Genomic DNA, 13,994 nt, shown 5'->3' with positions numbered 1-13,994 from the left:
ACTGAGACTACGCCGGGGCCGGCGGAGTGCGCCGCCCGAGCCGCGCCCGCGACGAAGAGCCACGGAGATCCGGCGTCGACGAGGGTCGGCGGCGGATCAGCGCAGCGTCTTGCGCGCCGAGATCTGGCCGGTGTCGAAGCCGAGCAGGTGCAGGCCGCCGTGGAAGCGGGCGTGCTCGACCTTGATGCAGCGGTCCATCACGACGGTCAGGCCCTTCGACTCGCCGTACTCGGCCGCCTCCTGGTTCCAGATCCCCAGCTGCACCCAGACCGTGGGCGCGCCGACGGCGAGGACGTCGTCGATCACGGCGGGGATGTCGCTCGCCTTGCGGAACACGTCCACGATGTCGGGCACGACCGGGAGCTCGGCGAGGCTGCGGTAGACCGGCTGCCCCAGGATCTCGGTGGCGTTCGGGTTCACGAAGTAGAGCTCGTAATCGCTCGACTGATGCAGGTAGGTGGCGACGAAGTAGGAGGAGCGGGCCGGGTTCGGCGAGGCGCCGACGATCGCCACGGTCCTCGCGCGGCGGAGGATGTCGAGTCGCCTGCGGGCGTCGGGGCCCACCCAGGTGCGCTGCGAGCGCAGCATCTTCGCCAGCGGCGAGTTCGCCGGGACCGAGCAGCTCAGCCCGTTGGACAGCTGGACGACCGTGTCGGCGGTGTCGGTGGTGCTCATGCTCAGACCTCCACGGCCGGGGTGTGCAGGGTGGTGGTCGTGTCCTCGGGGAGCTCGGTCGGAGCGTCGGGGGTGCCGTGCTCCTCGACCGCGCGGGCGAGCGCCTGGTCGAGATCGTAGATGATGTCGTCCGCGTCCTCGATGCCGACGGAGAGGCGGACGAGTCCGGGGAGGACGCCCGCGTGGAGGAGCTGGTCCTCGGTGAGCTGGGCGTGGGTGGTCGAGGCGGGGTGGATCACCAGCGTCTTGGCGTCGCCGATGTTGGCGAGGTGGCTGGCGAGGTCGACCGATTCGATGAAGGTCTGGCCGACGGCGCGGCCGCCCTTGACCACGAAGCTGAAGACCGAGCCCGGTCCCTTCGGCAGGTACTTCTGCGCGCGGTCGTGGTGCGGGTGCGCGGGCAGCCCGGCCCAGTAGACGGCCTCGATGCGGGGGTCGGCGTCGAGCCACTCGGCGACGCGGCGCGCGTTGTCGACGTGCGCCTGGATCCGGTACGGCAGCGTCTCGACGCCCTGGGCGAGCAGGAACGCGGAGTGCGGAGCGAGGACCGGCCCGATGTCGCGCAGCTGCTCCGCGCGCAGGCGCGTGAGGAAGCCGTACTCCCCGAAGTTGCCGTCCCACGACAGGTCCCCGTAGGAGGCCACCGGGTCGTGCAGCAGCGGGAACTTCTCGGGGGAGTAGTGGAAGCGCCCCGACTCGACGACGACGCCGCCGAGCGTGGTGCCGTGTCCGCCGAGGAACTTGGTGGCCGAGTGGATGACGATGTCGGCGCCCCACTCGATCGGGCGGACGAGGTAGGGCGTGGCGACCGTGGAGTCGATGATCAGCGGGATGCCGGCGGCGTGCGCGACCGCGGCGAGGCCCTCGATGTCGGCGATCTCGCCGGAGGGGTTCGCGATCGTCTCGGCGTAGAGCACCTTGGTCTTCTCGGTGATCGCCGCCGCGTAGTCGGCCGGGTCGCTCGAGCGGACGAAGGTGGTGTCCACTCCGAAACGGCGGAGCGTGACGTCGAGCTGGGTGATCGATCCGCCGTAGAGGTTGGCGGAGGACACCACGTGGTCGCCCGCGCCGACGAGCGCCGCGAAGGTGATGAACTGCGCCGAGAGCCCGGAGGCCGTGGCGACGGCGCCGAGGCCGCCCTCGAGGCTCGCGACGCGCTCCTCGAAGGAGGCGACCGTGGGGTTCGACAGGCGCGAGTAGACGTTGCCGTACTTCTGCAGCGCGAAGCGGGCCGCGGCGTCGGAGGTGTCGTCGAAGACGAAGGCGCTGGTCTGGTAGATCGGCAGAGCGCGGGCGCCCGTCACCGCGTCGGGGATGTTGCCCGCGTGGATCGCACGCGTCTTGAAGCCGTACTCACGATCTGCCATGCGATCGACGCTAGCGGGAGCCGCCGACACCGCCGCGCCGGAGCGACGCATCGCGTAACAGAGCGGCCCGGCAGTGCAGAGCGACCGTGCGCGACAGAGCGGTCGAGCGGATCGGAGCGCCGATCAGAGCGCCAGCTGCACCGCGGCGAGTCCCATCGCCGCGATCGCCGCCCACGAGACCAGGGCGACGAGGAGAGCACGCCACCCCGTCGTCACGAGCGCGCGCACCCGGACGGCGCTGCCGAGCGCGAAGAGCGCCGCGGCGAGGAGCCAGGTCTGCGCGGTGTCGGCGGCGGCGAGCAGTCCCTCCGGCAGGGGGAGGAGCGTGCGCAGCAGCACCGCGGCGAGGAACCCGACCACGAACAGCGGCACGATCGCCGGCCGCGTCCCGCCGGTCCCGCCTCGGCGCCTCGTGACCGCCGCCGCCACCGCGACCATCGGCGCCAGCATGACCACTCGGGTGAGCTTCACCACGACCGCCACGGCCAGCGCCGACGCTCCCGCCACCTGGGCCGTCGCCACGACCTGGCCCACGTCGTGCACCGAGGCGCCGACCCAGTGCCCGAACTGCACGTCGGAGAGCCCGAGCGGCTGCTGCAGGGCGGGGAGCACCGCGATCGCGAGCGTGCCGCAGAGCGTCACCAGCGCGACCGGCGTCGCCTGCTCCTGCTCCTTCGCCCGGGTCGCTCCGGCCATCGCGCCGATCGCCGAGGCCCCGCAGATCGAGAAGCCCGCCGCGAGCAGCAGCGGCTCCTGCCCGGGCAGCCGGAGCGCCCGGCCCAGCGCCCAGGTCAGGCCGAAGGTGGCCAGGACGATCCCGACGACGACCAGGATCGCGCCCCAGCCCAGCGCAGCGATGTCGATCAGAGAGAGCTTCAGCCCGAGCAGGACGATGCCGGTGCGCATCAGCGAGCGGGACGAGAACCTCAGGCCCGGCGCCAGCGCCCCGCTCAGCAGGGGGCGCGCCGCGGGCAGCTGCGCCACGAGGATCCCGAGCGCGACCGCCGCGGTCAGCATCGGCACTGCCGGCACCGTCGCGTGCAGCAGGGCCGCGATCACCGCCGAGACGGCGCAGGCCGCGACTCCCGGGCCCAGCCGCCGGATCAGACCCACGAGGGCAGCCACATGTGGGCCTGCCAGAAGGGGAAGGACGTCTGCGCGCCGATCCAGAGCGGCAGGAAGTAGGCCGTCAGCGCCGCCGCCGCCACCGCGAAGACGAGCACCACGAGGACGCCCCGGGTGCGCCGCCTCCGCTCGTCGCCCGGACTCCCGATCACGATCCCGGCCGTCAGCGCCAGCGCCAGCATCATGTAGGGCTCGAAGACGACGCAGTAGAACTGGAACACCGTGCGGTCGAGGTAGAGCAGCCACGGCAGGTAGCCCGCGACGATCCCCATCAGCACGAAGCCGGCGCGCCACTCCCGGTACCGCGCGAGCCGGTAGAGGAGGTACACCAGCGCCAGGACCCCGGCGTACCAGATGAGCGGATTGGCGACCGAGGTGATCGCCTCGTCGCAGCGTGCGGCGGAGCAGCCGTCGACGCCCGTCGCCTGGTCGACGAAGTACATGCTGGTCGGCCGGAGCATGAGCAGCCAGGTGAGCGGGTTCGCCTCGTAGGGGTGCGAGGCCCGCAGGTTGATCGAGTAGTCGTACATCTGCACGTGGTAGTGCCAGAGGCTCTGCGCCCAGTCCGGCACCCACGCCAGAGCCCCGGTCCAGGCGTTGCCGGGGGCCTCTGACGCCCACTGCCGGGCCCATCCGCCGGAGGTGCGCAGCCAGCCCGTCCAGGTGATGAGGTAGGCGATCAGGGCGATCGGCACGACCAGGAGGAAGGTGACCGGACCCTGCTTGAGGATCGCGCCGCTGCCCCAGAACGGCACGCCCGCGCGGCGCCGCATCAGCGCGTCGACGACCACCGCGTACACGCCGTACGCCGCGAGGAAGTAGACGCCCGTCCACTTCACGCCCGCGGCCAGGCCGAAGAGCACGCCGGCCGCGAGCAGCCAGGGCCGCCACCACAGGACCGGCCCCCAGCTCGGCAGCGCTCCCGCCGCCACCTTCCGCGCCAGCTGCAGCTCGGCCCAGCGCCGGTCCAGCAGCACCGCCGCGACCCCGCAGAGCGCGACGAACATCAGGATCCCGTCCAGGAGCGACACCCGCGACATCACGATCGCGTGGCCGTCGAGCGCGAGCATCAGCCCCGCGAAGGAGGAGAGGAGGGTGGAGCGGAACAGGAGGCGGCCGATCACGATCACCAGCGCGACGGCGAGGATCCCCACGACGGCGGTCGCGACGCGCCAGCCGACGCTGTCGTCCGCGCCGAACACGCCCATCCCGAGCCCGATGATCCACTTGCCCAGCGGCGGATGCACCACGAAGGACGGCGCCCCCGTGAAGGTGTCCACGTCGCCGGCCGCGAAGCCGGGGTCCGGGTTCTCGGGCCAGGCGCCCTCGAACCCGAGGTTCCAGAGGGTCCAGGCGTCCTTCACGTAGAAGGTCTCGTCGAACACGAGCGAGCGCGGGTGGCCGAGGTTCCACAGCCGCAGCACCGCGGCCAGTGCGACCACCAGCAGCGGCAGTCCGAGCTCGTACAGCCGGCGGCGCGCGGGGGAGGCGACGAGCCGGGTGTGCAGGTCGTCGAACCAGGAGCCGCGCGGCACGTCCGGGAGCGGGGTGCGCTCGCGCGGTGCGGACGCCTCGGCGGGCTCCACCGGGACCGAGCGCGCCGATCCCGCCGCGTCCAGGAGCAGGTCGTCGAAGTCGCGCTGCGGTCGGTCCGTCACCCGGCCATGCTAACGGAGCGCCTCCTCCCGGGACGGCGGCGATCCGCGGCGGGAGGCCCCGGACCCGGCCTGGGAGACTGGCGGCATGATCATCCTCGCCGGCACTCCCATCGGAAACCTCGGCGACGCCTCCCGCCGGCTCGTGGAGGCGCTGGGCTCCGCCCGCCACGTCGCCGCCGAGGACACGCGCGTGACCATCCAGCTGATGCGCGCCCTGGGCGTCGAGAACCGGCCCGCCCTCTACGCCCTGCACGACCACAACGAGCGCGAGCGCGCCGCCGAGCTGGTGGAGCTGGCCCGCGAGGAGGACCTGCTCGTGCTGAGCGATGCTGGCATGCCCACGGTCTCGGACCCGGGCTACCACCTGGTCGAGGCGGCGGTGGCGGCGGGAGTCGCGGTCACCGCGCTGCCCGGTCCCTCGGCGGTGCTCATGGCGCTCGCCGTGTCCGGGCTCCCGACGGATCGCTTCAGCTTCGAGGGGTTCCTGCCCCGCCGGCACGGCGAGCGGGTCTCGACCTTCCGGGCGCTCGTCGACGAGCGCCGCACCATGGTCTTCTTCGAGTCCCCGCACCGGATCGGCGACGCGCTCGCCGACCTGGTCGAGGCGATGGGCCCGGAGCGGCGCGTCGTCGTCTGCCGCGAGCTCACCAAGATGTTCGAGGAGGTCCGGCGCGGCACGGCGGCCGAGCTGGCCGAGTGGGCGGCCGACGGCCTGCGCGGCGAGATCTGCCTGGTCGTCGAGGGAGCCCCCGCGCGGGAGGCGTCGCTGGAGGACGCGCTGGCCGACGTGCTGGCCCGCGTCCAGGCCGGATCGCGGCTCAAGGAGGCGTCGGCCGAGGTCGCCGAGATCACGGGGCTCTCGCGCCGCGCTCTCTACGAGGCGGCGCTCGCCTCCCGCCGCGGCTGAGAGCTCCCTCCCAGACGGCGCCCGCGGCCGGTCGTCCACGGCCTCCGTCACACGCCGGGAGCGGTGCCCCGCGGTGAATAGGATGGTCGCCATGTCCGACGGCGCCTCCTTCTACCTCACGACCCCGATCTTCTACGTGAACGACGTCCCGCACATCGGGCACGCGTACACCGAGGTCGCCGCCGACGTGCTCACCCGCTGGCACCGCCAGGCGGGCGACGACACCTGGCTGCTGACCGGCACCGACGAGCACGGCCAGAAGATCCTCCGCACCGCCACCGCCAACGGCACGACCCCCCAGGAGTGGGCCGACCGCCTCGTGAGGACCGCGTGGCAGCCGCTGCTCGAGACCATCGACATCGCCAACGACGACTTCATCCGCACCACGGACGCGCGGCACGAGGTCAACGTCCAGAAGTTCCTGCAGAAGCTGTACGACGAGGACGCCATCTACACCGGCGAGTACGAGGGCTACTACTGCGTGGGCTGCGAGGAGTACAAGCAGCTGTCCGACCTCGAGGAGGGCACCGGCGACTACGACGGCCAGTACGTCTGCAAGATCCACTCGAAGCCGGTCGAGCTGCTGAAGGAGAAGAACTACTTCTTCAAGATGAGCGAGTACACCGAGCGGCTGCTCGCGCTCTACGAGGAGCGGCCCGACTTCGTCCAGCCCGAGTCGGCGCGCAACGAGGTCGTGAGCTTCGTCCGCCAGGGCCTGGCCGACCTGTCGATCTCGCGCTCCAGCTTCGACTGGGGCGTGAAGGTCCCGTGGGACGACTCGCACGTGGTCTACGTCTGGTTCGACGCGCTGCTCAACTACATCACCGCGGTCGGCTACGGCCAGGACGAGGCGGAGTTCGAGCGCCGCTGGCCGGCGACCCACATCGTCGGCAAGGACATCCTGCGGTTCCACGCGGTGATCTGGCCCGCCATGCTCATGGCCGCGGGCCTCGAGGTCCCCCGGCAGGTGTTCGGCCACGGCTGGCTGCTGGTCGGCGGCGAGAAGATGTCGAAGTCGAAGCTCACCGGCATCGCGCCCGAGCAGATCACCGACACCTTCGGCTCCGACGCCTTCCGCTACTACTTCCTCCGGGCCATCACCTTCGGCCAGGACGGCTCGTTCTCATGGGAGGACCTGTCGGCGCGCTACCAGTCCGAGCTCGCGAACGGCTTCGGCAACCTCGCCTCGCGGGTCGTCGCGATGCTGCACCGCTACTACGACGGCGTCGTGCCTGCGCCGGGCGAGCCGACCGAGGCGGAGGAGCGCGTGCAGCGCATCGTCGCCGAGGCCGCCGCGTCGGCCGACCGGTCGATCGACGCGCTCGCGATCCACGATGCGATCACCGCCGTGTGGAGCATCGTCGAGGAGCTCAACGGCTACATCACCGAGCAGGAGCCGTGGGCACTCGCCAAGCGCGAGGAGCGCGAGCGCCTCGGCACGGTGCTCTACACCGCGACGGAGGGGCTCCGCGCCCTGGCCGTGCTGCTCTCGCCGGTCGTGCCGCGCGCGACGGCGTCCCTCTGGGAGGCGCTCGGCGTGACGGAGTCGCTCGGCGCCCTCACCGCGCAGCCGATCCGCGAGGCGGGCCGGTGGGGGGTCCTCCCCGTCGGCACGACCGTCGGGACGCTCGCCGCGCTCTTCCCGCGCATCGAGGCTCCCGCGTCCTGACGGCCGCGCCTCGACCCGTGGACCGAGCAGCCGAGCGGCCCGGATTCGCCGGCGGAGGATCCGCAGGGGAGCGCACGATGACCGCGATCCGAACGCGAGGGGCCGGGTGCGAACGGCCCGCCGCTCCGTGGGGGCGCAGATGACGCGCGAGGTCCTCGACGCTCTCGAGCAGGCGGCCGAGCTCACCCGGCGCCACGTCGGGCACCCCGAGCGCGCCGCCGCGCTCGCCCTGCGCCTGCACCGGGTGACCGCTCCGACCGAGCTCGTCTACACCCGGTTCCCGCCGACCCTCAGCCTGGTGCTGGCCGGCCGGAAGCGCTCGGTGGTCGGCGACTCCGACGAGCGGTGGGGCGCCGGCCGCTTCCTGATCACCCCCGTCGATCTGCCGGTGGTCGCGGCCGTCGTGGAGACCGGCGACCGCGGCGACTTCCTGTCGGCCAACTGGCGTCTCGACCCGCTCGTGGTGGCCGAGATCGCGGCGCTCGCCCCCCGGACGGCCCCGCGGGCTCCCGCCCCGCGGATCGGCACGGTCACGGAGGAGATGGCCGACTCGCTGCGCCGACTCTTCCGTCTGCTCGACGCCCCCGCCGACATCCCGGTGCTGGCCCCCGCGATCACGCGCGAGCTCGTGCTGCGGCTGCTGCAGACGGACCAGGCGCCCCGGCTGCTGGCCGCGTCCAGCACCGTCCGCTCGGAGGCCGTCTCCCGTGCGGTCGAGGCGATGAGCGCGTCGCTGTCGCGCGGATGGACCCTCGGCGCGCTCGCCGCGGAGGCGGGCACCAGCGTGCCCACACTCACCCGCCGCTTCCGCGAGCTGACCGGGATGTCGCCGCTGGGCTACCTGCGGCGGCTCCGCCTCGGGGAGGCCAGGAGGCTGCTCCTGGTCCGGGGCGACACCGCCGCGCAGGCCGCGGCCGCGGTCGGCTACGCGAGCGCGTCGCACTTCGGGCGCGACTACCGCCGCGCCTACGAGACGACCCCCGCGGCCGACGCAGCGCTCCACCCCGGGCCGCTCGTCCAGATCCACTGAGCGGCGGGCGCTGTCGCGGGGACTCCGAGCGGCGCGTGCCGCGGCGTCAGACGCGGGCGCCGACGATGCCTCCGTCGACGTCGAGCGTCGTGCCGTGGACGTACGAGGCCTCGTCCGAGACGAGCCAGCGCACGGCCAGGGCGATCTCGTCCGGACGCCCGGGCCGGCCGGCGGGGGCGGACGCGGTCATCTGCTCCAGGATCGCCGCGGCGTGCTCGTTGCCGGGCGTGAGGGTCGCGCCGGGCGCGACGGCGACCACGCGCACGCCGCTCGGGCCGTACTCGGCCGCCCACGCCCGCGTGAGGTGCTCCAGCGCCGCCTTGGTCGCGGGGTAGAGCGCGGTCCCGGGCGTTCCCACCCGTCCCATCCACGAGGTGATGTTGACGACCACTCCGCTCCCGCGCTCGGCCATGGCCGGGGCGATCGCCGCGACGAGCTGGTGCGGCACGCGGATGTTCGTGGTGAGGAGGGACTCGACGTCGGCGTCGCTGAGGTCGGCGGTCGGCCCCACCGGGAACACTCCGGCGTTGTTGACGAGGACGTCGATCCGCCCGTCGAGGAGGGTCAGCGCCCGGGCGGCGACGGCACGGGTCTCCTCCGGCGTGCCCGCGAGGTCGGCGACGAGCGCGGAGGCGGTGCCCCCGTCGGCGCGGATGCCGCGGACGACGGACCCGACCCGCTCGGGGTCGCGTCCGTGCACGAGGACGTGAGCGCCGGCCCCGGCGAGGCGGCGGGCGATGGCCGCGCCGATCCCGCTCGAGGATCCGGTGACGAGGGCATGGCGCCCGGCGAGGGAGCCGGGTGCGGAGTGGGCGAGGAGCTCGGTGTCTGTCATGGCTCCAGCCTCCCGGCGGCGCGGGAGGCGGGCTGTCCCGATCCGATCGGGTGCTGACCCGATCCGCTCAGGGCGCCTCGGCGGCCGCTCTCGGCCCTCGTCCGCCCGGGACTCCGACCCTCGCGAGCCCTCCCGGTAGCCTGGAGCGCATGACCGACAGCCAGCACGTCCGCTCCCGCGAGGCCTCGTCCGGCCGCGACCTGACGTACCCGCCGCTGCCCGAGGCGCTCGTCGTCCCCGTCTACGACAACCACACGCACCTCGAGATCGCCGACGGCCTCGAGCCGCTCGACCACCGCGAGCAGCTCGACCGGGCCTCCACCGTCGGGGTCCGCGGCGTCGTCCAGGTCGGCACCGACGTCGAGACGAGCCGCTGGTCGGCCGAGCAGGCGGCGAGCGAGCCGCGGATGCTGGCCGCCGTCGCGATCCACCCCAACGAGGCGCCCGAGCTGGAGCAGCGCGGCGAGCTCGACGCCGCCCTCGCCGTGATCGCCGAGCTGGCGGAGCAGCCGCGGGTGCGCGCCATCGGCGAGACCGGGCTCGACTTCTTCCGCACCGGCGAGAGCGGCCGCGCCGCGCAGTTCCGCTCCTTCGAGGAGCACATCCGCATCGCGAAGGAGCACGACCTCGCGCTGCAGATCCACGACCGCGACGCGCACCGCGAGGTCATCGAGACCCTGCGCCGCGTCGGCGCCCCCGAGCGCACCGTCTTCCACTGCTTCTCCGGGGACGCGGAGATGGCGCGGATGTGCACGGACGAGGGCTGGTACCTCTCCTTCGCCGGCACCGTGACGTTCAAGAACGCCGAGCCGCTGCGGGAGGCGCTCGTCGCGACTCCGCGGCACCTCATCCTGGTCGAGACCGACGCGCCGTACCTCACTCCGTCGCCCTTCCGCGGCCGCCCGAACGCGCCCTACCTCCTCCCGCACACCCTGCGCTCGATGGCCGCGACCCTCGAGACCGACGTCGGCCACCTCGCCGCGACGATCGCGTCGAACACGGAGGCCGTGTACGGCGAGTGGGGCGGCGAGGTCGGCTCCGAGCCGACGGAGCCGGTCGGACCCCTCGCATGAGCGGCCGCCACGCCGCCGAGCCGACGGCCGCCGCGATTCCGCGCCTGCTGGGCCCGGCCGAGATCCGCGACCTCGCCGGCCTCCTCGACGTCACGCCGACCAAGAAGCTCGGCCAGAACTTCGTGCACGACGCCAACACGGTCCGCCGCATCGTCAAGCTCGCTCGGGTGCGCCCGGGGGAGACCGTCGTCGAGATCGGCCCCGGCCTCGGATCGCTGACCCTCGGCCTGCTCGAGGCGGGCGCGCAGGTCGTGGCCGTCGAGATCGACGGGCGCCTCGCCGAGCAGCTGCCGCGCACCGTCGAGCTGATGGCGCCGGGCGCCGATCTCGCGGTCGTGCACGCCGACGCGATGAAGGTGCTCGACCTGCCGGGGGAGCCGGTCCGGCTCGTCGCCAACCTCCCGTACAACATCTCGGTGCCGGTGCTCCTGCACTTCCTCGAGCACTTCGCCAGCATCCGGTCCGGAGTGGTGATGGTGCAGTCCGAGGTCGGGCACCGGCTCGCCGCCGGTCCCGGCTCCAAGGTCTACGGCGGCCCGAGCGTCAAGGCGGCGTGGTTCGGCTCCTGGACGACGGGCGGCGCGGTCTCGCGTCAGATCTTCTGGCCGGTGCCGAACGTCGACAGCGTGCTCGTCGCGTTCGACCGCGGCGAGGAGCCGGGCGACGAGACCCTGCGCCGCGCCGTCTTCGCGGTCGTCGACGCGGCGTTCGCGCAGCGGAGGAAGATGCTCCGCCAGTCGCTCGCGACCCTCTTCGGCGACAGCGCCGCGGCGATCGTCGCGCTCGAGCGGGCCGGCGTCCCGCAGACCGCGCGCGGCGAGGAGCTGGACGTCGCCGCCTTCGTCCGCCTGGGCCGCGAGCTCGATCCGGCGAGGGTCCCCGTGCGCGGCGCGGCGGTGCCCGACGGGTCGCTGGCGGAGACCGACGGGGACGACGCGGACGGCGACGGGGAGCCCGCCCCGGGTGCGGACGAGGGCGCCTCCGCCACCCTGTAGCGTGGATGCATGGCCCACCGCGCGACGTCGAACCGGGTCCACGCGCGGGCGCCCGGCAAGATCAACGTGTTCCTCAAGGTCGGCGCCGTGCGCGACGACGGGTACCACGAGCTGGCCACCGCGTTCCAGTCGCTCTCCCTCTACGAGGACGTGTTCGCGGAAGAGGCGGCCGACTTCTCGGTCTCCTTCTCGGGCTCGATCGACACCTCCCGCCTGGCCGTCGACGGCTCCAACCTCGCGATCAAGGCGGCTCGGGCGCTCGCCCGGGCGACCGGCTACCGCGGCGGCGTGCACCTCGAGATCGAGAAGAACGTCCCCATCGCCGGCGGCATGGGCGGCGGCTCGGCCGACGCGGCGGCGACCCTGCTCGCCTGCGACGCGCTCTGGGGCACGGCCTGCACGAGGGAGCAGCTGCTCGGCATCGCCGCGAGCCTCGGCGCCGACGTCCCCTTCTCCTTCACCGGCGGCACCGCGATCGGGGTCGGCCGCGGCGATGAGCTGAGCCCGGCGCTCGCCAAGGGCCGCTTCGAGTGGGTGCTGGTCCTCTCGGAGGAGGGCCTGTCGACCCCCGAGGTCTACAGCGAGCTCGACCGGCACCGCGAGCGCCACCTGCACGACTTCCGCCCGATCTCGGCGACCCCCGCCATCGATCCCAACGTTCTGCAGGCCCTCCGCGCCGGCGACGCCGCCATGCTCGCCGACGCGATGCACAACGACCTCCAGGCGCCGGCGCTGCACCTGCAGCCCGGGCTCGCCCGCATCCTCGAGCTCGGCGAGGGCCGCGGAGCGCTCGGCGGCCTCGTCTCGGGGTCCGGCCCGACCGTCGCGTTCCTCGCTCCGGACGCCGATGCGGCGGCCGACCTGCAGCGCGAGCTGAGCTCCGCGCGGCTGAGCGCCGTGCGGGTGTCCGGCCCGGTCCACGGGGCTCGCCTGCTCTCGACCTAGTCGCGGAGGCGGTGCCTCCGGAGCGGGGCTCGCGAGCCTCGCGCCCGGCGCCCTCCACAGACGGTCCGCAGAGAAGTTCCGACCTCGTGGCTTAGAGTGCCGCTCATGTCCCGCCGAGCCACCCTCTTCGCGATCCTCTCCGGGATCGTGGCCGCCGTCGTCGCCCTCGCGGCCGCCGAGGTCGTCGCGGTCTTCACCGGAGCGGGCGGCAGTCCGCTGGTCGCGGTCGGCGGCTTCGTCATCGACATCGTGCCCCCGGGCGTGAAGGACACGGTCATCGCGCTCTTCGGCACCGGCGACAAGCTCGTGCTGCTGGTCTCGATCGGCCTCGCGATCGCGCTGCTGGCCGTCGGCGCGGGAGTCCTCGAGTACCGCCGCCCGCCGTTCGGCGTGCTGCTGCTGGCCGTCGTCGCGGGCGCCGGTGCGCTCGCCGCCGTCAGCCGCGAGGGCGCCTCCGGGATCGACGCGGCGCCGAGCGTCGTGGGCATGGTGGCCGGTGCCGCGGTGCTCCGCTCGGCCTCCGTCCGCCTCCGCGGCTGGCAGGAGGAGCGCGAGAGCGACTCCCCGGACCGCCGGTCGTTCCTCCGCCTGGTCGGGATCGCCGGAGTCGCCGCGGTCGCCGCCGGCATCGGCGCCCGCTTCCTCACGTCCGCCTCCGCCGCCGTCACCGCAGTGCGCGAGGCCGTGTCCCTGCCGGCTCCCGCCTCGGCCGCCGCGCCCGTCCCGGCGGGCGCCGTGCTCGACGACATCGACGGCATCAGCTCCTACGTCACTCCCAACGCCTCGTTCTACCGGATCGACACCGCGCTCTCGGTGCCGTCGGTCGAGCCGGCCGACTGGTCGCTGAAGATCACCGGCATGGTGGAGGAGGAGATCGAGATCACCTGGGACGAGCTGCTCGCGCTGCCGCTCGAGGAGCACCTGGTCACCCTGTCCTGCGTGTCCAACGAGGTCGGCGGCGACCTGATCGGCACCGCCCTCTGGCTGGGCTACCCGATCCGCGAGCTGCTGGCCCGGGCCCGGCCGACCGCCGGCGCCGACATGGTGCTCTCGCGGAGCATCGACGGCTTCACCGCCTCCAGCCCGCTCGACGTGCTGCAGGACGAGGACCGCGCGAGCCTGCTCGCCGTCGGGATGAACGGCGAGCCGCTCCCGGTCGAGCACGGCTTCCCCGTCCGGATGGTCGTCCCCGGCCTCTACGGCTACGTCTCGGCGACGAAGTGGGTCGTCGAGCTGAAGGTCACGACCTTCGCGGAGGACCTGGCCTACTGGTCGACGCGCGGCTGGACCGAGCGCGGTCCGATCAAGATCGAGTCGCGGATCGATGTGCCGCGCCAGGGCCAGCCCGTCGAGGCGGGGACGGTCGCCGTGGCGGGAGTCGCCTGGGCGCCGCACACCGGCATCGCGAAGGTGGAGGTGCAGATCGACGGCGGCGCCTGGCAGGAGGCGCGCCTCGCCGAGCAGGTCACCGCGGACACGTGGATCCAGTGGGTCCTCGAGTGGGACGCGACGGTCGGCGACCACGTCGTGACCGTGCGCGCCACCGACGCGGACGGCACGGTGCAGACCACGGTCGAGCGCCCGCCCGCTCCTGACGGTGCCACGGGACTGCACCGCCGCTCGGTGTCCGTCTCGGAGCCGGCACCCGCGGGCTGAGGTCCGGGGGCCGCGACCCGGCCGCACTGTGATCGACCCGCGGCGGACCGCTCAGGCGG

General features: G+C 73.5%; 12 protein-coding genes. 7 read left to right on the top strand and 5 right to left on the bottom strand.

The window, feature by feature from the left end:
• Nucleotides 1–96: 96 nt before the first annotated feature.
• From C5D50_RS15110 to C5D50_RS15095, 4 genes are all read right to left on the bottom strand, one after another.
• Nucleotides 97–675, bottom strand: a complete 579-nt coding sequence (locus C5D50_RS15110) for a CoA-binding protein (protein ID WP_104283866.1) — start codon at nucleotides 673–675, stop codon at nucleotides 97–99.
• 2 nt (nucleotides 676–677) lie between these two features.
• The gene (locus C5D50_RS15105) at nucleotides 678–2,042 is read right to left on the bottom strand and encodes an O-acetylhomoserine aminocarboxypropyltransferase/cysteine synthase family protein (RefSeq protein WP_104226921.1); all 1,365 of its coding nucleotides are present in this window, start codon (nucleotides 2,040–2,042) and stop codon (nucleotides 678–680) included.
• A 123-nt stretch (nucleotides 2,043–2,165) separates the two neighbouring features.
• Complete coding sequence (locus C5D50_RS15100; protein WP_258069644.1) at nucleotides 2,166–3,155, bottom strand: YeiH family protein; 990 nt, start codon at nucleotides 3,153–3,155, stop codon at nucleotides 2,166–2,168.
• Entirely contained in the window at nucleotides 3,146–4,825 is a 1,680-nt protein-coding gene (locus tag C5D50_RS15095; protein WP_258069643.1) for a dolichyl-phosphate-mannose--protein mannosyltransferase, read from the bottom strand. The genes C5D50_RS15100 and C5D50_RS15095 overlap by 10 nt, the downstream gene beginning before the upstream one ends.
• An 85-nt stretch (nucleotides 4,826–4,910) precedes the next feature.
• On the opposite strand from C5D50_RS15095, the gene rsmI reads away from it, so the two are divergent.
• The 3 genes from rsmI to C5D50_RS15080 all read left to right on the top strand — a co-directional run bounded on the left by rsmI (nucleotide 4,911) and on the right by C5D50_RS15080 (nucleotide 8,431).
• Nucleotides 4,911–5,732, top strand: coding sequence for a 16S rRNA (cytidine(1402)-2'-O)-methyltransferase (gene rsmI, locus C5D50_RS15090; protein WP_104283864.1), 822 nt, complete (start codon nucleotides 4,911–4,913; stop codon nucleotides 5,730–5,732).
• A gap of 91 nt (nucleotides 5,733–5,823) precedes the next feature.
• Nucleotides 5,824–7,401 (top strand): methionine--tRNA ligase, encoded by a 1,578-nt coding sequence (gene metG / locus C5D50_RS15085; RefSeq protein ID WP_104274308.1) that lies wholly within the window; start codon nucleotides 5,824–5,826, stop codon nucleotides 7,399–7,401.
• Nucleotides 7,402–7,540: 139 nt separating this feature from the next.
• Complete coding sequence (locus C5D50_RS15080; RefSeq protein WP_104226935.1) at nucleotides 7,541–8,431, top strand: AraC family transcriptional regulator; 891 nt, start codon at nucleotides 7,541–7,543, stop codon at nucleotides 8,429–8,431.
• A gap of 46 nt (nucleotides 8,432–8,477) precedes the next feature.
• Here C5D50_RS15080 and C5D50_RS15075 read toward each other — a convergent pair whose 3' ends face one another.
• Nucleotides 8,478–9,266, bottom strand: coding sequence for an SDR family NAD(P)-dependent oxidoreductase (locus C5D50_RS15075; RefSeq protein ID WP_104274307.1), 789 nt, complete (start codon nucleotides 9,264–9,266; stop codon nucleotides 8,478–8,480).
• 149 nt (nucleotides 9,267–9,415) lie between these two features.
• Between C5D50_RS15075 and C5D50_RS15070 the strand changes: the two genes are divergently transcribed.
• The 4 genes from C5D50_RS15070 to C5D50_RS15055 all read left to right on the top strand — a co-directional run bounded on the left by C5D50_RS15070 (nucleotide 9,416) and on the right by C5D50_RS15055 (nucleotide 13,935).
• A complete protein-coding gene (locus tag C5D50_RS15070) occupies nucleotides 9,416–10,339 on the top strand; it encodes a TatD family hydrolase (RefSeq protein WP_104222332.1) in 924 nt (307 codons plus the stop codon).
• The gene (gene rsmA / locus C5D50_RS15065) at nucleotides 10,336–11,334 is read left to right on the top strand and encodes a 16S rRNA (adenine(1518)-N(6)/adenine(1519)-N(6))-dimethyltransferase RsmA (protein WP_181073461.1); all 999 of its coding nucleotides are present in this window, start codon (nucleotides 10,336–10,338) and stop codon (nucleotides 11,332–11,334) included. Before C5D50_RS15070 ends, rsmA begins: the two co-directional genes overlap by 4 nt.
• Before the next feature lie 9 nt (nucleotides 11,335–11,343).
• Nucleotides 11,344–12,279 carry a 4-(cytidine 5'-diphospho)-2-C-methyl-D-erythritol kinase gene (locus tag C5D50_RS15060; RefSeq protein ID WP_104222334.1) on the top strand — a complete coding sequence of 312 codons (936 nt, stop codon included), beginning with the start codon at nucleotides 11,344–11,346 and terminating at the stop codon, nucleotides 12,277–12,279.
• A 105-nt stretch (nucleotides 12,280–12,384) separates the two neighbouring features.
• Entirely contained in the window at nucleotides 12,385–13,935 is a 1,551-nt protein-coding gene (locus tag C5D50_RS15055) for a molybdopterin-dependent oxidoreductase (RefSeq protein WP_104283863.1), read from the top strand.
• Nucleotides 13,936–13,994: the final 59 nt, after the last annotated feature.

It is taken from the genome of Rathayibacter sp. RFBD1 (assembly GCF_002932915.1).
Taxonomy (GTDB): domain Bacteria; phylum Actinomycetota; class Actinomycetes; order Actinomycetales; family Microbacteriaceae; genus Rathayibacter.
Note: the sequence above shows the minus strand (reverse complement) of the source record. Positions and strands in the feature narration are given on the sequence as shown.

Bases quoted from the DNA above. Each gene is read 5' to 3' on its own strand.
- C5D50_RS15105 (WP_104226921.1), bottom strand. From the start codon at position 2,042: ATGGCAGATCGTGAGTACGGCTTCAAGACGCGTGCGATCCACGCGGGC.
- C5D50_RS15075 (WP_104274307.1), bottom strand. From the start codon at position 9,266: ATGACAGACACCGAGCTCCTCGCCCACTCCGCACCCGGCTCCCTCGCC.
- C5D50_RS15055 (WP_104283863.1), top strand. From the start codon at position 12,385: ATGTCCCGCCGAGCCACCCTCTTCGCGATCCTCTCCGGGATCGTGGCC.
- rsmA (WP_181073461.1), top strand. From the start codon at position 10,336: ATGAGCGGCCGCCACGCCGCCGAGCCGACGGCCGCCGCGATTCCGCGC.
- C5D50_RS15070 (WP_104222332.1), top strand. From the start codon at position 9,416: ATGACCGACAGCCAGCACGTCCGCTCCCGCGAGGCCTCGTCCGGCCGC.
- C5D50_RS15060 (WP_104222334.1), top strand. From the start codon at position 11,344: ATGGCCCACCGCGCGACGTCGAACCGGGTCCACGCGCGGGCGCCCGGC.
- metG (WP_104274308.1), top strand. From the start codon at position 5,824: ATGTCCGACGGCGCCTCCTTCTACCTCACGACCCCGATCTTCTACGTG.
- C5D50_RS15080 (WP_104226935.1), top strand. From the start codon at position 7,541: ATGACGCGCGAGGTCCTCGACGCTCTCGAGCAGGCGGCCGAGCTCACC.
- C5D50_RS15110 (WP_104283866.1), bottom strand. From the start codon at position 675: ATGAGCACCACCGACACCGCCGACACGGTCGTCCAGCTGTCCAACGGG.
- rsmI (WP_104283864.1), top strand. From the start codon at position 4,911: ATGATCATCCTCGCCGGCACTCCCATCGGAAACCTCGGCGACGCCTCC.